Here is a 17,314-nt window from a genome sequence, read left to right as displayed (position 1 = left end):
TTATCCTCATTATAAAAAAGCTTCACTGACATCCGCTGTCAGTGAAGCTTTTAACGTTGATAATATTCCATTAACTCCGACGCAACAGCAACAAGTTTTTTCTTCAAACTCTGTGGTTCGATGACTTGAATGGATTTCCCATAGGGTAGGAGTAAATAAGGGACATATGTATGAAGTGATTTTTCCTCAAGCAAAAAGATGGCTTGATTGGATGTCCGCTCTTTCAGATGAGGCCCCAAAAACCAATGCAGACATAAGTCATCCAATGCCTCTGGCCTGCCTTCGATCATTAAAGAAATTAAACCGTCCTTGCCTACTAAATCAGGCAACAGATTTTGCATAAAAAATTCACGGGCCGAAAAAGCTTCGGAACGCTTAAATAGGATTGGAGTACGCTTGATTTGTAGAATCCGATCTGCCCGAAAGCTACGTATCTCATTTCTTAGGTGACAAAATGCAACAGTGTACCATTTGTTGTTCCAGTAAACCATTCCATAGGGGTCTATCACCCTATTCTTGGGTTGTTCTTCATGGCTTGTGCGATAATCCATTTCTACAGAGAATTCGTTGGCTACAGCTTGCTCCAATTCCGCCAATATCGGCTGAAGAGAAGGTTCTCCCATGCGGTTTATCACTTCAAATCCGGCTAAATGACGGCTAAGTATACTTTCCTGCTCTTGATTCGAATACATTTTCAATTTTGACGTCGCACTGCTTAACGCCTCACTCAAAGGGTATCCAGCCTCTTTTGCAAAAACAGCAGCATGAAGGAGTGCCTTTTTCTCCTCCATATCAAATAGTAAAGGTGCTCTAATAAAATTATTCAGCAAGCTATACCCGCCATTATGACCCGTGTCGGATATTATCGGCACTCCACTGGCACATAGTGCATCAATATACCGATAAACTGTCCTTATATTTATTTCTAACTTTTCGGATATTTGTTTTGCAGTCATTTTTACGCCCGAATTCAACATCCATAGAATGGCCAGCATATTATCGTTTTTTGGCATAACCTGAACCCTCCTCTCTCATTAAAGCACAACTTTTATAAATATCTTTGTATACTCCTTCTTACCACCTATTATATGCTTTTTTCCAGCTTATACTTCCCTCTCATATCTTCTAATTCCAGATTTACACATAGTAAATACCACATCTAATGGGCCATTCTGTAAACTAACTCTCTCTTTTAACCAATAAATACATATGCTGGATTTATCATTAACAACATATCTAGCTGAGAATCTCATAATAACATTTACCAAAAACAACTATAGAAGGAGACATCTATGGAAAACACCGTGACGTACGGTCATATCGAAATCATGCCTTATGAATTTGTCCGCCTTCATGAACTTAAAATCCTAAAAACAGTCAATGATCATGCCCGAATGATCTGTACAGGTATCATCTCGGAGAAAAAGCGCGAGCTATATGTGCGTGCTTCGGATGAGGAAACCCAGGTCAAAGCTTTTGTTACAGACAAAAATGGCAATCGACAGCCCCTTGTTCGAGGCATTGCCTTGGATGTGGAGGAAAAAGTCGTTCACGGGGTCCATTACCTAACCGTCGAAGCCATATCTCATACCTACGAGTTAGATATTAAGCGCCATCAGCGCTCTTTCCAGAATCCTAAGCTTACCTATACGGGTCTAATCGAAAGTATTGTATCGGACTATTCCAAAGCCGAAGCCATGGATGTTGTGTCCCATAAGAAGCCCATCGGCACCTTTATCATGCAATATGATGAGACCGATTGGCAGTTTCTGAAACGGATGGCCTCCCACTTCTACTCTCCGCTCATTCCTGCGGTGGGCTATGGGGTTCCCAAGTTTTATTTTGGCCTGCCTATGGGACTCAGCAAAGGAGAAATACAATCTACCAATTATAAAGTCACCAAACGGGTTGCGGATTTTCAAACCGCCTCAGAGAACCATATCCCCGGTGTGCGTGATGCGGATTTTATCCAGTATGAAGTTGAAACGGAAAAGTTGCTTGAGCCTGGCTATGAAGTAACCTTTCAAGGTCATAAGTTGATCGTAGCTGAGGTGCTAACGGAGATGAAAGACGGGGTGCTGACCCATACCGCCAAGCTGTCACCACGAAGCGGCTTACGTCCAATTAAAGACTACAATCGCTCCATTATCGGCGCTTCCATTCATGGCAAGGTACTGAGCGTTCGTCGGGACAAAGTACGCGCCCAGCTCGATATGGACGATCAGCAAGACCCGAACACGGATTACTGGTTTCCCTACTCTACCATTTATGCATCTGCGGATAACACGGGCTGGTATTGTATGCCTGAGGACGGGGATAGCATCCGTATCTATTTCCCCAGTTATAAGGAAGAAGAAGGATACGCGATCAGCTCAGTTAAAAGAGAACCGCAGCCTTCCACGGGAAAATCTTCTGCGACTTCTGGACATGCCACAGCTTCTACTTCGTCTGCCGGATCAAAATCTTCTTCAGCCTTGTCCGCAGCAGCTCCTGCGCCAGATCGAATGGCTGACCCTGCCATTAAGACGCTGCGAACCAAATACGGCAAAGAAATCATGCTCGCTCCGGATCAAATCGTTATTTCCGGGAATGGCATGTCTATTGTCATTAACGATAAAACAGGCATTGATATTGTAAGCGGAAAAAATGTGAGCATTAGTGCGGCTTCGGATATTGTTATGAGTTCCGGTAACATCCAGCTTTCCGCCGGAAAAATTGAGCTGTCTGGTAAAGGCAACACGATTACGCTGGATGACAAAACCACCTTCTCCGGCACGGAAATTAAGATGAACTAACGGAAGGTGAGAACTAGCAGATGGATAAACAAGCGGCGTTACACCATTTTAAAGAGCATCATTTTACACCTTTGCTGGACATTCAGTTGGACATGCTGGAAGCCAAGTTTCAGCGCTGCCAAGCTCAACTGATCTTCGACTTCAAAGAATCGTTCAGGGATTTGTGTATACACATTTTGAGCATGCAGCAACAAGGTCAAAAACAACCCATTGGATATATTCACTACTCGTTCTTGCGCACTCAGATGCTGGAGCAATCCTACCTGTATATGGTCGAGGCTTACTCTGCTGAATGGTACGAAGATGATTCCGATTGCAAGTTAACCTATGACGCATCATGGGCTTACGCAGCAATGAATACCATGTTGGAAACCTTGGAGCAGGAACGAAAAATATATATGGGGACGATCACTTCAGTGGACGTTGAACGACTGATGTTGGAATCCGCTCCTTTTTTTCACCAGTTTGTGAACTCCCTCCTGCGCTTAGGGATGGCAGAAGTGGTTCAAATGCCTGAGTATCTCGCCATTTATAAAGCTGATCGTTTAGCTATCCGAACGGGCGAGTACAAGGATATCAGCGAGAATCTATATGCCGAAGATCAGGAAGCACTTCTTGCAGATCATGCGAAAGAGCAATTGATACATTCCAGTGAAGAAGAACCCTATGTTTACGAAAACCTAAAGCGGCTTTCTCTTCCCCACCTTCACCTGATGCAAAAGGATTTGCGCTATAACGATTTTAGCCACAGTGACTTACGGGGAAGCCAGTTTCACAGCTGCATATTGATCGGAAGCATCTGGCAACGAGCCAATCTGGAAGGAGCCAGCTTTGGGGGATGTCTACTGACCGATACGGATTTTAGATATAGCGATTTGAGAGGTGCTAACTTCAATAGTGCCAGCGGACAGCCGTATCGGGAACATGGAGTTCGGGTGCCGGGGCTATGTGGGCTTCATTTCGAACACGCCAACCTGGATGGGGCTGATTTTACAGATGTACATTCGTTTGAACATGCATATTTTGAGGGGGCTTCGATGCAAGGAACTCTTGTCCCACGAAAGTACCAACAGTATTGGAAATTAAGCGAAGCACAGCGTCAATCTATTGTGTGGACGGAATAAGGAGGAATGTGTATGCGCCATTATTATGTGCTGGTCGATGATCATCGTATTTCCCGAAACATTAAACCGATGAATTTAGACCTTTTTAAAACGCCATTTGTTGGCATGCCTCCGGCTCAGGTTTTAGATGTTCATGCGACAGAAGATGCCGAGTACACGGACTGGCTACCGTTTTCACCCTCACAACCGCTATTTTCCGATTCTATGAAACGGATTCTAGAACTATACAATACACAAGCTCGTTTTAAACAGGTGTATATCGTGAACCGTGAACCTAGCCGTCAAGAATTATATTGGATTTCATCCGTTTCCTCTGTGGATGGCATTTCAGAACAGACTGAATTTTATGCGCACGACCAAACCTTAAAACGACTTGTGCTGGATAGCCATAAGGTGAATGGACACCATTTTTTTCGACTGTCTAACGTAAGGGAACCTTATTTCATTGTTAGCTTGGAGGCTGCTGAAAGCTTACTGCGGCGGAGTTTGAGTGGTTTTCGGCTACAAAAGCTAGAACTCTTATAAGGAGGTTCAACCTTGACGGAGCATTGGGATGAATTTTTTTTGAAACTGCATCATCAACAAATATTGAAAGAGCAATTAAGTACAGCGGAAAACGATGAAAGCTGGATGATGGTAACTATTGAAGAAGCGATGGAGGGAATTTCAAAAGGCTCGCTAACCCTATCGGATCAACAGGAAATCCGGTTTCAAACCCTTCCTGTCTTTGAAAATCAACTCACCATTTCCCTGCCTGACTCTCTTATTCCAGAAGTTCGGGCTGGACAGACGGTAGATCCGTCGAAAAGCTTCGTTGTTCAGGACAAGCTGGGCGGAATCCTGTTCGGTCTGCACCAAAGCAGGCAAGAACTGGACCCCTCGCAAATAGAAATCTATCAACAACAAATGATTGAGCAAACGAGTCGTGCACAACCAAGTATGAAGCTCGTAGATGAAAAGGCTCTTTCTATTCAAGATACCACCATTGGCTGCTATGAAGCTGTTTTTCTAGTTTCCCCCTCTCCCTATTATCAGATTGTCTTTGTGCGTTCCTGGCATGGCAAGGCTGTGATCGGGAGTTGTCAATTTAAACTGGAGGATGCTCCCCTCTGGGTTCCCTTAACCTATGCCATGCTGCACACCGCAACATGGTGGTCGGGGCTTTCTTGATTCTATACCTTTTATTCAAGGAGGTACTTATATGTTTTTACCTTTACTTATTAAAGCTCTGGCTCAAGGTGCACTCAGCGGAGAACATTCTTATGTGGTGAGAGGAGCCAAGTTACAGTGCAGTCAAGGTACAGATCCTGGTGTGCTCAATATGATGTACAGCCACGGTGTCTTCATTAAAGATAAGCCCGTTCTGAACGTGGACGATGCTATTTGTGGAGCCAATATTAGCAAAATTAATGCTTTTGGACTGTGTAAATTGAAGCAAGGCCTTCCTTGTGAACCTGAGATTGCGTTTGGGTCCAAGTGGACAGGCGGGAAGGAAGACGTATTGGTTGAGGGGGCACCCGCCCTACTCAACAATTCGACCTTAATGTGTAGCTGCCAAGGTGTACAAGAGGCGATATCCTCCTTTTTTGGTGCAGACAGCACGGGATCAGGTGGTGGAGGTATCATCTCCATTACAGATGACGGACAGGATGGTTGATTTTATCAAGCAAGGAGATTAAGGATGAACATCGTAGCGAAAGAACGCTTTACCTATCAGCACTTACATGTCACTTGGCCCTATGGCAAGCTGCGTCTTCATAACGTCCATATGAGTCACGAGCTGGGAGAACATGCTAGACTGGTGATCACGGGTAGTCTAGAAGCCGATCAGGCAGACACAATCATTACCAAAGCAAGCAGTGACGACGAAGTTGAGCTATGGTATTCCGATGCCAAAGACCAGAAGCATCCCTTATTTATGGGACAACTGTACTGCGTAGATGTGGAGCACAGACATCAGGAGATCGTGGTAACTCTCGACGTCATTTCTCATAGTTTTAAACTAGATACGCAGCTCAAAAACCGCTCCTTTCAACACATCAATCAAAAGTATGCGGAGATTGTAGATGCGGTGCTGGCCGATTACAAAGGCTCGGATAAGATTGATGAAGCGTTTGAGAAAAAAGAAACAGGCCAATTCATCATGCAATATCAGGAGACAGATTGGACTTTTTTAAAACGGCTGGCTTCGCATGTGGGAGCCCTTCTCGTCCCTAATATCGTTTCACACCATGCTCAAATTTGGATCGGTATACCGCAGGCCAGACAGCATATTCATTTGAAAGAGGTTCCTTTTACGCTTCAACGCAAGATTGCTCCCTATCTGGATCAAGAGGCGAATGGCTGGAGATCTGCCAGCATCGGAGATTACACCCGGTATACCTTTGAGTGGAATCGAATGCTGCAATTGGGAGATGAAGTCGAGCGCAATCACGAAACCTACGTCATCACCAAACGTGAAGGACAGTTGGTTCGCGGTTTAATGACCTGGTCGTATGAATGCGCATTGTCACAAGGCTTGAAGGTCCCTAAAATCTATAATCGTACCATCATTGGCGCGGCTATTGAAGGAAAAATACTAGATGTCAGCCGGAATCAGGTGCGGTTGCATTTAGATATAGACGATCAGCAGAATCCCAAGGATGCCCAATGGTTCCCCTATTCTGCTGAAGGGAATCAGGTGTGGTATCTAATGCCGGAAAAAGGTGCGCAGGTGAAGTTGTATTTTCCTAGTGCAGACGAAGACGATGCGATGGTCATACAATCGGTTCGAACAAAACCATCCAGCGTTGCTGTCCCTTCATCTCACGCAGCTCAAGGTGCCGTGGTCGAATCGTCTGCAGAACGCCACCAGCGCAAAACAGCCGATCCCGGGGTCAAATCCTTTGCAAATCCACAGGGAAAAGAAATCTCCTTAGGGAACTCTGAACTGTCGATGAGTGCGCAGGAAGGGTCACTGTACATTTCCATGAATACCCATAACGGTGTCAGCCTGAACAGCACCCAACGTATACAAATCCAAGCCGCAGGCAGTCTCAGTCTTTCGGCAGGTAGCATTCAGTTGCAAGGAACCAACGGCTTACACTTGAATACAACAACCGATACGTTGGATCTGGAGCAGGAAGTTAATAGCGTGAGCTCAGAAATCCAACTTAAAGCTTCCCTCCATCAATACTACCCAGAACCGATCTTGTCTGACTTTGAGAAGCAAGTCGCTGAAAAGGGAATCCAAAGTGTGCTCGGAGCACGCGTTAAGGAAAACGTAGGTGCGACCCTCAAGGGAGAATGGGATGCGGGTATAGAGTTTTTAGGCGGTGTATGGGACTCAGTTGTCGACATAGCGGATATGGGAACCATGGTAATGACTCCTTTCGTTATGCCGGGAAATTACACTGGTAAAGGTTTTTTGGAACGCAATGAGACGCTCGAGGGTATTAAGGGCGGTGCAAAGTTTGGCTGGGACTATATTGCCGATTCATTCCAAGGAAAAAAAACAAAGAAAGATGTGGTTCACGACCTTGAAACCGTGTGGGACGGCATAAAAAGCATACCCGATCCGATTGAGCGAAAATTGAATAATTTCTTCCCTAATCCATTGACCGATACCAAACAGGAAAGTTACGACGCAGGATATGACAGTATCAAGGCCGTGGAACGTGTAGCAGATATTTATGGGTTTGTCAAAGGCGGCGCAAAGTTAGTTAGAAAGCTGGGTAAGTTGGGTAAAGAAGAAGCCTCCTTATCTAAGGGACTCAAGGAAGCTGAAGAAAAGAAAGCCGGTAAAGGAGGGACTCCGGGGTTATTCGGAGATTCAGCAAAGGCCGACTCTGCTCTTGCCAAAGTTGGAGATGGAAAATTCAAAACGAATGCCATCCGTTTTCCAACCAATTTTGAATCCTTAGGAAGTTACTTGCAAAGTGTAGCTAGAAAGATGAATATCCGTATAACTAAAAGGTCACCCATCTTCGCAACGGCTGGAGATCATTATCGGCTTCATGATCCTGGTCCTGACGTTCCACATTCTAAAGGTTCCGGTGCAAAGATTTCGCCTGAGAGACAAAAACAGATTGATGCGTTAGAATCAGGAGAGTATACAGGTAAGAGCACTAAGGGGACGGGAGAAGTTCCAAAGTTTAAACTTACCGAACCTTCTTTACCAAAGGGTGGCAAACCTAAAGGGAATTATGGAGAAGGAGATTCCCATGGAATAAAGAAGCAAAATGAAACAGCCGATGTATTGGCTGATAATGGCTATGACATTGAGATGTTAGATGAAATTGATGGTGGAAATGGTCATGGCATTGCAGAAGGGTCGAATCCAGATTTTCTAATCGAAGGAAATGTATTTGATTGTTATGCACCAAAACCAGATGGAAAGATACAAAGTATAATTAAAGAAATAGCAGGAAAGACGAAGAAACAGTCTGGAAGAATTGTTTTGAACATAGACAACTTTCCAAATGAAAAAGTTACCGAAATTATCGAAACAATTTTAAGAAAAGCAAATCCGAATGGAGATTTAAAAAGACTAGAAGAATTAATTCTAGTGAAGGATGGAAAGATTACAAGAGTGTTTGGAGGTTAAAAGTGAGATGGACTGTACGTTATTCTTAGTCTCAAATTTGGATAAAGAAACACTTAAAAGAATAATTTATGAAATAGTATGCGATACAGTTGAAGATAAAGTAACTAACTACGAAGATTTTTCTCGTCTTAGCTGTAAATACTTCACACTTGATATTGAAACAGAAGATATTATTAGTATTGATTTTTTAAGAGAAGAATATGGGATGGACATCAATGCAGAAATTGGGATTCAATTATTCGGGAAATTATTCGAGAAAGGACTAGAAGTATTATTTAAAATTTTCGGTAATATTTTAATGGTTTTTAATCCTGACATGGTGTTTGTGGAAAATGGTACAGATCAAATATTCAGAAAAGAAAATGCTACTGTATTCATAAATACAAAGCTAGATCAATACCAGAAAAAGTATCTATCAAACAAGATAATTACTTCACTGCGATACCCATATATTTTCGAACAGTTATCAAACTGAAAGCAGGCTATAGAATGCTTGTTGGATATGAATCCACTCGAATCATGAACATTTTAAAGGTGGTGGGACTACCAAATGACGAATGAATCCATCATTCAACCAATAACACATATAAGCCATGTAATACCCGTATAAAGATTCCTCCATTTCGGTTGTACGCACATCAAATGCTTTAATTTTATAACCTGAATAACGCTATTCCGTTACATCTAACAGGTTAATTATGGTCAGATACCACCATAATTAACCTGTTTTGTTATCTTCGTTTTTTCTTGCGTTTTTTCAAATTTACTCGCAACTGTAGAATACGCCGCCCCGGTAGGGAGGATAAAATAGCAATAAATCGCATCTTTTAGGATAGGCACCGCCACTATTAGAGTAGGGGCGGCAAAAACGAAAGATTTTTCATACGTCGGCAACTTAACGGAACATTTCAGCGATTCTTACAGCGAAGAAAGAACTCTGCTGACGAGCAGTTGACATAGAGCAGGTAAGGATACGTTCTAGGCTCGCCTTCCTGACTTCATAGCCGCCGTGCGGCGGAGTAATCAAAAACGCATAAGGCAGGGATTGAAATGACAACAAGAGCGAGTGGTTTCGTTTTGATTCAAAACCGCCAAGTCGCTAACGAGTACATGGACAAGGTAAGTCAAGATAGTGAGTTCACGTCACTTCATAAGGTATTTACCAAAGTGCCGCTTAAAATCCATCGTTGTTATGGCTTGAGCCAGTATGAGAAGCTGATACTGGTCGACCTTATCGCTTATATGAGCGACAAGGCTCAGTGTTACCCCACCTATGAGATGATTGCTCGAAATGTCGGGAGTAGTTAAAAAAAGCTTAAATCTATGTTTTTTCTACTTCATTTATATATTCCTTCAACTCAACCCAGACCCGCACAAAAAATGCACCCCCTAGCATTCATCGGACAAACCAAGAGGTTTGATCCAATGTCTACACTAGGGGGTGCTATTCTAACCTGGGGAATTTGTTTTACCCCTTAACCGACCCGGCTGCGATCCCTTCCACAATCCGGTCACTCATGATGAGGAACACGAGCAAAATGGGCAAAATGCTGATCATCAGCGTGGCTCCGATAGCTCCCCAGTCGGTCGTATATTGTCCAATAAAGTTTTGAACGCCGACGGTCAGTGTTTTGTTTTCGTCCGAACTAATAAACGTATTCACGAAAATAAACTCATTCCAGTTATAGATCATATTAATAATAGACGTCGTTGCCATAACGGGGGTTGTCATGGGCAGCACAATCCGGAAGAACATTCGGTTGACGGAGCAACCGTCCATAACAGCCGCTTCTTCCACTTCACGGGGCAGGGCGTAATAGAATCCCAGCAAGATCATCATCGTTGTCGGCAGATTAAAAGCAACATACGACAGGATGATAGAGAGTGAAGTGTCTGTTAAATGCAGTTTGAGAAACATACTGAACAACGGAATCAAGGTGGAATGGACTGGAATCATCAGTCCGACCATAAAGAGCCCGAGAACCAGCTGGCTTCCTTTCCACCGCATACGTGTAATGGCAAACGTTACAAAGCTGGCGAGCAGCACCGTTAACGCCACGGATATGACCGTAATCCACACACTATTGAAGAAATACCGCCCGATATTGCCGCTGGTCCACACATTCATATAGTTCTCCCAATGTGGCTGGGACGGGAGTGCAAACGGCGGAAGGTTAAACACTTCCTGATTATTTTTAAGTGAGAACAGCATCAGCCACACCAGCGGTAAAAGCTGCGTCACCGCCAAGATGATTAAAATGATATACAAAGCGGCATAACCGACCCGAGTTAACATTTTGCCGCGGGTACCGACTCCAAGCGGATAGTTGGCGGCTGCCTGGGTTTTCATATCCGTTCCTCCCTCTTCCTGTCCTTTGTTACCCTCATCTATTTGCATGACCGTATTATGAATACTGGATGGTGTCACTAGTAGCCGTAACCTTGCGGATCAGCCACGTAGCGATCAGACAGATGAGCAACAGGGCAAAGGCTGTAGCGCTACCGTATCCAAAATCAAAGCTGCGGAATGCCTGGTGGTACATGTACGAAGCCATCACTTCACTGGCTCCATTCGGCCCACCATCCGTCATGACGTAGATGAGGTCAAAATATTTGAGCGAGCCGACAATGGACAATATGATCGTAACGTTAATCACCTCGCGCAACAGGGGCAATTTGATACGAGTCGCAATCTGCCAGGCACTGGCCCCGTCAATCCGGGCAGCCTCCATCAGCGTTTCGGGAATGTTTTTCAGCCCGGCATAATAGATCAGGATATAAAAGCCTGCATATTGCCAAATAATCGGGATGAACAAAGCAAACAGCACCAAGGACGGATTAGCTAACCATTCAGGCGGGTTGTGAACTCCGACCGACGCCAGTATGGAATTGAACACTCCGTTTGTTGGATGATACATTTTGAGCCACAGCTGTGCGATCGCTACAGATGACAACAGCATGGGAATCAGATAAATTTTCCGCAGCAGATTCGCTCCCTTGATTTTTCCTGACAAAATCATCGCAATGACCAGATAACCGATCAGACTGATGCCTGAAAACAAGGCCAGCAGCAGCGAATGCCAGGCACTTTGCCAGAATGCACTGTCTGTGAGCAAATGTTGATAATTGTCCAGCCCCACAAAAGTCATAGAACCGATTCCATTCCACTGATTCAGGCCGTAATAGCCGGTCAGTACGATGGGTACATATATTACGGCTAATAACAGCAGCAGAGAAGGCAATACATAGAGAGCAATGACAAGCTTATTGGACATGACCTTTTCCACGGTTGGACCTCCTTAGGTGGTCAATTTCAATTTCCTTTCTCGATGGCAGCCTTATGCTGGTCGGCAAATTGTTGCGGTGTCACCGCTTTACCAAACAACGCCTGAATCATATTCAAATGTACCTGTGCTGCATTCGGCTTCATCTGTACATCGGCGAACAACGTAATACTGCTGGCTTGATTCAGTCCGTTCAGCAAATCGACATACAGCTTGGGCAATTTTTCTTTGGAGGTGTCCACTTTCGTCGCCGGAATAACGCCCGCCTGTGTGACCGATTGTTCTCCCCATTTAACTACAAAGTATTCAACGAACGCTTTGGCCTCTTCTTTCACCTTGGAATTCTCAGAAACAAACAAACCTACTCCCGGACCTCCTACCCAACTGTTCTCGTTGCCCTTGCCGCCTGCAACCATCGGGAATTTAAAGAAGCCAATTTGATCTTTAAATGCTTGCGGGATTGCGGGATTGGTCGTAAAATTCGGCAATTCCCAAGTAGCCATCAAATACATAGCTGCCTTGTTGTTCATAAATTCGGATTTTCCCTCATCATTGGACAAGCCGTTAAATCCTTTGTTAAATGCATTCATATCCACAAGCGTCTGAACTTCGGAGGCCGCCTGAATTAAACCAGGGTCATCGAACGATCCTGAGCCGTCAATCGCTTTTTTCAGCGTTTCGTTACCTGCTATACGGTCCGCCAAATACATATACCAGAGCGAGCCGGTCCAGCGGTCCTTATTGCCTAATGCAATCGGTGCTACTCCATGATCCGTAAGTGTTTTCACAACCTGCTTAAATTCGTCAAAAGTCGTAGGTACCTTCAAGTTGTATTTTTGGAATATGGCTTTGTTGTAATAAATAGGTGTAATATTCAATTCAATCGGAAGCGCATACGTTTTGCCATTCAGCGCATAAGCTTCGGTCGTTCCCGGTACGAATTTGTCCTTCAGCTTGGAACCTTGCAGCAGGTCATCCATCGGCGTAAATAATCCACCTTTAACGTAAGGCTCCATAAAGCCTGCTGCCCAGGTGATGCCGATATCCGGCAATTCATTGGAAGCTGACAGCACTTTGAGTTTGTTTTTATATTGTTCATTTTCCAGCACTTCCTGCTGAATGACGACATTCGGATGATCCTTTTGGTATTGATCTATAATCTGAGTCACAAGCTTGCTCTGCTGTGCCGAGCTTCCCTCTGGCCAGAGGTGCATCATTTTGAGTGTAACCTTTCCCCCGTCTCCACTGGAACCGCCTTGACCATCCTTACCAGCACCGCAACCGGATAGCACCAGCATGAATGACAGCAGCAGGGTCAACCCAGCAAACCATTTTTGATGTGAGCGCTTACGTAAACCATACTCGTTGGACATCGTTAGACCTCCGTTTGTTGTATTTATATTTTTTGTAACCGTTATCATTTGTAAGTTTAGCACTCTATTCCTGCTTTCAACAGGGTACGCTCATTGGGTATAATTCCACTTTTATTGGGTTTGATCTGCCTACTGTCAGTCGATATTCTCCGGCCCTGTACGCATCTGCTGCCTGTAGCGGCTGGGACTTATCCCCTCGGTCGCTTTGAATACTTTAATAAAATATTTATCTGTTCGGTAGCCTGATCGTTCGCCGATTTGGGCAATCGTCAATTGGGTATGCAGCAGTAGCTCCTTGGCCCGTTGCATCCGCAGCCGATGCAGATATTCGCTGAAGGACAAACCACTTTGCTCCTTGAATAAAACACTAAAATAGCTCGCATTCAGGTGTGAATGCGCGGCAGTCTGCGCCATCGTAATGGATTCGTGAAGATGCTCCGCCATATAGGTGAAGGCACGTCGTACCGGATCACTAAGGGTAGCCGCCTGGAGATCAAGCTCTAGCAGAACAGGGTCAGCCAGCTTGTCCAGCTTCTCGTATCGCTGCCGCTCCTCTTCAAGCCGAAGCGCTTCATTGACCGCATTCAGCAGCTCTTGTTTATCAATCGGTTTGAGCAAATAATTGACGGCTCCCAGACGAAGAGCCTGCTGGACATAATCAAACTCCGCATACCCTGAGATGACAATGGTCGCTGGTCGTCGTGAATCCCGTTCCAGAGAGCGGATTAAATCCAGCCCACTGAATTCCGGCAACCGGACATCCGTAATCAACAGATGAACCGTCTCTGCACGCAGTATATTTAGTGCTTCCAAACCATTACCGAATGTCACAATCCGGTATTTCCCGGCTGCCCATTGCTCCAGTGTCTGGTGTATCCCCTGACGTGTTCGCTGTTCATCGTCTACAATGACAATGGTTTTGGATGAAACACTCATTCCTACCGCCCTCCATATTCATCAGGAATTTCAAAAGCGACCACCGTTCCTTCCTGCTCAGCACTATGTATCAGCACACCGTCCGTTGGATAAGATGCGCTGTCATAATAGAGAGCGAGCCTGCGCTGCACATTAACCAGTCCCATACCGGTTCCCTTGCTCTCGCAGGCTGCTCCCCCCATCAACGCTGTACGCACAGCTGCAAGTTCTTCCATTGTCATTCCAGGTCCGTTATCTATGACCGCGATCCTGGTCCACCCCGGTCTGGTCGAAGGAGTGACACTGATTTCAACACGGCCGTTGCCGATGCGATTTTCCACACCATGCAAAATAGCATTCTCTAGAATAGGCTGGATCAGCAGTTTAGGAAGCGGAATTCTGGCTGCCTCTGAAGGCATATGAATTTGCCAGCTCAGACGTTCCCCCAGACGCATCTCCATCAGTTCCAGATAACGACGGATTTGCGCCATTTCTTCCCCGAGGGTCACCCAAGAGTCATGGTGAGCCGGTTCAATAACATAACGAAACAGCCGCGACATGGACACCATCAGCCCGGCAAGCTCCTCCTCTCCCTTCTCCTGTAGCGACCAGTTGAAAGCATCCAGCGTATTAAAAAGAAAATGCGGATTGATCTGTGCCTGCAGAGCTTTAAGCTCGGTCTGGCTTTGTAAAACCTCCTTCTCGTAAATGACATGGATCAATTCATTGATATCGACAATCATCGTATTGTACTCTGCGTTCAATTCTCGCAGCTCGACCGCTGCTGCCGGTTCTGGATTCAGAGCCAACGCCCCTTCCCGTGAACGACGCATCGCCTGAATCAAGTGACCTATCGGTCTTGTAATCAACGTAGACAACATAAAGGACATAAATAGGAATAGCACGGCACCAAGAGACGCGGAAATGATAAGCGTAGTCCGTAAAACCGTAATTCCGTCTGTGACGACGCTAACCGGAATCAGGATCAGCAGCGACCAGCCCGTCCGCTCCGACTGCTGAACCGCCTTCACATATTCCCGCTCCCCAATATGAACCGTCTGTGTCTTGCTGTGCAGTACACCTGACAAATCCGTCTGGTTCATTGGTTCACCCGACAGCAGCTGGCCTTGACGATCTACAAGCAGCATGGTTTCATCCGCTTCTTCATTGACTGCTGACGCACCATTCAGTCCAAAATAACTTCGCTCCATACGGGTAATGAGGTACCCTCCGCGTGAGAACCAGCGATCCACCAAGCTGACCTGCCGAATTGCTAGCAGTGACCTGGGGTCCTCGGGATCAATGCCGATCCAGACCAGTCTTCCTTTCATCTGATTCGCTTCCCGGATGTCTGCCTGTCCGATACGTTCCTCCAGACTGCCCTCTCTAATCGGAAACAACATCTTCCCTTCAGCAGTATACAGTTCCAGTGAGCCGACACTCGGCATATATGCCTGATAGCTATGCATCACTTGCAGTAGGGATTGACGCTGTCCAAAATTCACCTTGCCCCCGTTGCGCTCCTCCAGCAAAATATGCTGAACAGACGGGTGATTAGCGACCTGCTCCGTCAAACTGTCCATCTGGCCGATTAATGCATCCAGCCTACCGCTTGCTTGTACCGCAGTTTGACCAATATGTCGCTCGGCACTGTCTTTTAACAGGTGAGACACATTGAGATAAATGAACGCCCCCGCTACACTCATCATAATAAGCATCACCAGTATAAATCCGATAAAAATCTGGTTACGTAATGTGTTTAATGGTTGGTACCTTAAACGCATATGCCATCTCCCCCTGAGCCATCGCAGAAAAGTAGATAATGAGAACGCTTTCTATTTTCTATTCTAGCGCATCATTCTCCTTTGTTGGCATATTTTCAGCAGAGATTATATCAAAATGGACAGCAATCTCTGGAATCATTATGTTCGACAATAACACGTAATAACGATACTTATTAAAAAAAATGACTCCCGACACATGCAGGAGCCATCTACTGACCAGTTAAACCGAAGCTTCTTTAAAATCACCCAAACTAAGGTACCGTCCAGGCTCCGAAGCTTGGATATAAAATAGGTATCCTATTAGAGGGCAGCCAAAATGCGGTCGCACAGCTCCATCGTTTTCACGTTGTCCCGTCCACTTGAATCAGGCGTACGTCCTTCTTGGCAGCAGTTTATGAAATGTGCGATTTCACCGACAAAACCGCGCAAGTACAAATCACGGTATCCGCCCGACATCGCGGAAGCTGATGGTGTCAGAACCGTATCATTTTCCGCAAGGGATTTCCAAGGAAGCTCTGTATGACTCTCCGACTTGTGAATGATCAGTGTATTCACCTCATCCGCGTTCGCAAAACCGTGGTCAAAGGTTACCGTAATACCTTCACTCTCGCGTGTCCATGCTGTCATACCTGCGAAGTATAGGCTGCCCACTACACCATTTTCAAATTTCAAGGCAATCGTATGGGAAATACACTCACCGTTATCGTTCGCAAATCCGGTAACCTGTACCACTTCCCCGAACAAATAACGTACCAGGTCGACCATATGAACCGCCGCCAGCTTCATGAAGTCTTCGCCAGTTTTACAAAACTGGGTACTGTCCACGAGAAATTTTGCCTGAAATGAGCGTGCGGCTCCAAGCGAGCCACCCTCAATCCATTCTTTTAACTTTATGTATACAGGTGCGTAGCGCTTCATGAAACCGACCATCAGCACAACGCCTGCTGCTTCTGCCGCATCTGCAATTTGGGCCGCTTCCTCGGCATTCCAACCCAGTGGCTTGTCTACAAAGACATGTTTTCCAGCCTTAATGCAGTCTAGTACGAGCGAAGGATGATCTGCCGCTTGTGCTATCACGACAACTCCATCACAGTCTTCCTGCTCCAGCATAGCCTTGTAATTGTCATAAGGTGTGCCACTACTTCCAAACCGCTGAAGTGCTGTCTTCGATCTGCTTAAATCTCTAGTCGCAATCGCCTGAATTTCAGCACCTGCCCCAATAACAGCAGGATATATATTCGTTGAAGCGTGAAAGCCAGCCCCGATAAAACACAGCTTCGCCTTGCTCATGTTAGTCCCTCCCATGTACACACTAAAATAATCCGATCCCATCGTACCCTATTGCCGAAGTATATATACAAAAAAACCTTAACAAAGATAATCCCTTATCCTTGTTAAGGCTCTGTCTGTATCACCTGCAACCATCCTTAAAATACATACAATTACAGGGTTCA

At 45.3% G+C, this 17,314-nt stretch carries 15 protein-coding genes; 8 read left to right on the top strand and 7 right to left on the bottom strand.

Annotation, left to right across the window (positions count from 1 at the left end):
* Window positions 1-50: 50 nt before the first annotated feature.
* Window positions 51-1,013, bottom strand: coding sequence for a helix-turn-helix transcriptional regulator (locus JOD82_RS18935; RefSeq protein WP_209949788.1), 963 nt, complete (start codon window positions 1,011-1,013; stop codon window positions 51-53).
* A 279-nt stretch (window positions 1,014-1,292) separates the two neighbouring features.
* Between JOD82_RS18935 and JOD82_RS18930 the strand changes: the two genes are divergently transcribed.
* The 8 genes from JOD82_RS18930 to JOD82_RS18895 all read left to right on the top strand — a co-directional run bounded on the left by JOD82_RS18930 (window position 1,293) and on the right by JOD82_RS18895 (window position 9,812).
* Complete coding sequence (locus JOD82_RS18930; protein ID WP_209949787.1) at window positions 1,293-2,795, top strand: hypothetical protein; 1,503 nt, start codon at window positions 1,293-1,295, stop codon at window positions 2,793-2,795.
* A gap of 20 nt (window positions 2,796-2,815) precedes the next feature.
* Window positions 2,816-3,919, top strand: a complete 1,104-nt coding sequence (locus JOD82_RS18925) for a pentapeptide repeat-containing protein (RefSeq protein WP_209949786.1) — start codon at window positions 2,816-2,818, stop codon at window positions 3,917-3,919.
* A gap of 12 nt (window positions 3,920-3,931) precedes the next feature.
* Complete coding sequence (locus JOD82_RS18920; RefSeq protein WP_069012526.1) at window positions 3,932-4,444, top strand: imm11 family protein; 513 nt, start codon at window positions 3,932-3,934, stop codon at window positions 4,442-4,444.
* A 12-nt stretch (window positions 4,445-4,456) separates the two neighbouring features.
* Complete coding sequence (locus JOD82_RS18915; protein WP_069012525.1) at window positions 4,457-5,089, top strand: hypothetical protein; 633 nt, start codon at window positions 4,457-4,459, stop codon at window positions 5,087-5,089.
* A 31-nt stretch (window positions 5,090-5,120) separates the two neighbouring features.
* Entirely contained in the window at window positions 5,121-5,576 is a 456-nt protein-coding gene (locus JOD82_RS18910; RefSeq protein WP_069012524.1) for a DUF4280 domain-containing protein, read from the top strand.
* Between the two features lie 24 nt (window positions 5,577-5,600).
* Window positions 5,601-8,504 carry a CdiA C-terminal domain-containing protein gene (locus tag JOD82_RS18905; protein WP_141695521.1) on the top strand — a complete coding sequence of 968 codons (2,904 nt, stop codon included), beginning with the start codon at window positions 5,601-5,603 and terminating at the stop codon, window positions 8,502-8,504.
* 7 nt (window positions 8,505-8,511) lie between these two features.
* Window positions 8,512-8,979 (top strand): hypothetical protein, encoded by a 468-nt coding sequence (locus tag JOD82_RS18900; RefSeq protein WP_069012523.1) that lies wholly within the window; start codon window positions 8,512-8,514, stop codon window positions 8,977-8,979.
* Window positions 8,980-9,554: 575 nt separating this feature from the next.
* Window positions 9,555-9,812: a helix-turn-helix domain-containing protein gene (locus JOD82_RS18895; protein WP_029515616.1), complete on the top strand. Its 258-nt coding sequence runs from the start codon at window positions 9,555-9,557 to the stop codon at window positions 9,810-9,812.
* A gap of 160 nt (window positions 9,813-9,972) precedes the next feature.
* Here JOD82_RS18895 and JOD82_RS18890 read toward each other — a convergent pair whose 3' ends face one another.
* The 6 genes from JOD82_RS18890 to JOD82_RS18865 form a co-directional block, all read right to left on the bottom strand.
* Window positions 9,973-10,854, bottom strand: coding sequence for a carbohydrate ABC transporter permease (locus tag JOD82_RS18890; RefSeq protein WP_069012544.1), 882 nt, complete (start codon window positions 10,852-10,854; stop codon window positions 9,973-9,975).
* Window positions 10,855-10,909: 55 nt separating this feature from the next.
* The gene (locus tag JOD82_RS18885) at window positions 10,910-11,791 is read right to left on the bottom strand and encodes a carbohydrate ABC transporter permease (RefSeq protein WP_029515618.1); all 882 of its coding nucleotides are present in this window, start codon (window positions 11,789-11,791) and stop codon (window positions 10,910-10,912) included.
* Window positions 11,792-11,817: 26 nt separating this feature from the next.
* On the bottom strand, window positions 11,818-13,161 hold the full coding sequence (locus tag JOD82_RS18880; protein ID WP_029515619.1) for an extracellular solute-binding protein: 1,344 nt from the start codon (window positions 13,159-13,161) through the stop codon (window positions 11,818-11,820).
* A gap of 135 nt (window positions 13,162-13,296) precedes the next feature.
* Window positions 13,297-14,097, bottom strand: coding sequence for a response regulator transcription factor (locus JOD82_RS18875; protein WP_029515620.1), 801 nt, complete (start codon window positions 14,095-14,097; stop codon window positions 13,297-13,299).
* A gap of 2 nt (window positions 14,098-14,099) precedes the next feature.
* Complete coding sequence (locus JOD82_RS18870; RefSeq protein WP_029515621.1) at window positions 14,100-15,860, bottom strand: cache domain-containing sensor histidine kinase; 1,761 nt, start codon at window positions 15,858-15,860, stop codon at window positions 14,100-14,102.
* A 300-nt stretch (window positions 15,861-16,160) separates the two neighbouring features.
* A complete protein-coding gene (locus JOD82_RS18865) occupies window positions 16,161-17,150 on the bottom strand; it encodes a Gfo/Idh/MocA family protein (RefSeq protein WP_209949785.1) in 990 nt (329 codons plus the stop codon).
* Window positions 17,151-17,314 lie beyond the last annotated feature (164 nt).

The organism is Paenibacillus sp. 1182 (assembly GCF_017833915.1).
GTDB lineage: Bacteria > Bacillota > Bacilli > Paenibacillales > Paenibacillaceae > Paenibacillus > Paenibacillus polymyxa_D.
This window is presented reverse-complemented; position numbering and strand designations above follow the sequence as displayed.

What these genes read in the sequence shown, in the direction of transcription:
- JOD82_RS18935 (WP_209949788.1), bottom strand. Translation starts at nt 1,013, where the DNA reads ATGCCAAAAAACGATAATATGCTGGCCATTCTATGGATGTTGAATTCG.
- JOD82_RS18930 (WP_209949787.1), top strand. Translation starts at nt 1,293, where the DNA reads ATGGAAAACACCGTGACGTACGGTCATATCGAAATCATGCCTTATGAA.
- JOD82_RS18925 (WP_209949786.1), top strand. Translation starts at nt 2,816, where the DNA reads ATGGATAAACAAGCGGCGTTACACCATTTTAAAGAGCATCATTTTACA.
- JOD82_RS18920 (WP_069012526.1), top strand. Translation starts at nt 3,932, where the DNA reads ATGCGCCATTATTATGTGCTGGTCGATGATCATCGTATTTCCCGAAAC.
- JOD82_RS18910 (WP_069012524.1), top strand. Translation starts at nt 5,121, where the DNA reads ATGTTTTTACCTTTACTTATTAAAGCTCTGGCTCAAGGTGCACTCAGC.
- JOD82_RS18905 (WP_141695521.1), top strand. Translation starts at nt 5,601, where the DNA reads ATGAACATCGTAGCGAAAGAACGCTTTACCTATCAGCACTTACATGTC.
- JOD82_RS18900 (WP_069012523.1), top strand. Translation starts at nt 8,512, where the DNA reads ATGGACTGTACGTTATTCTTAGTCTCAAATTTGGATAAAGAAACACTT.
- JOD82_RS18895 (WP_029515616.1), top strand. Translation starts at nt 9,555, where the DNA reads ATGACAACAAGAGCGAGTGGTTTCGTTTTGATTCAAAACCGCCAAGTC.
- JOD82_RS18890 (WP_069012544.1), bottom strand. Translation starts at nt 10,854, where the DNA reads ATGAAAACCCAGGCAGCCGCCAACTATCCGCTTGGAGTCGGTACCCGC.
- JOD82_RS18880 (WP_029515619.1), bottom strand. Translation starts at nt 13,161, where the DNA reads ATGTCCAACGAGTATGGTTTACGTAAGCGCTCACATCAAAAATGGTTT.
- JOD82_RS18875 (WP_029515620.1), bottom strand. Translation starts at nt 14,097, where the DNA reads ATGAGTGTTTCATCCAAAACCATTGTCATTGTAGACGATGAACAGCGA.
- JOD82_RS18870 (WP_029515621.1), bottom strand. Translation starts at nt 15,860, where the DNA reads ATGCGTTTAAGGTACCAACCATTAAACACATTACGTAACCAGATTTTT.
- JOD82_RS18865 (WP_209949785.1), bottom strand. Translation starts at nt 17,150, where the DNA reads ATGAGCAAGGCGAAGCTGTGTTTTATCGGGGCTGGCTTTCACGCTTCA.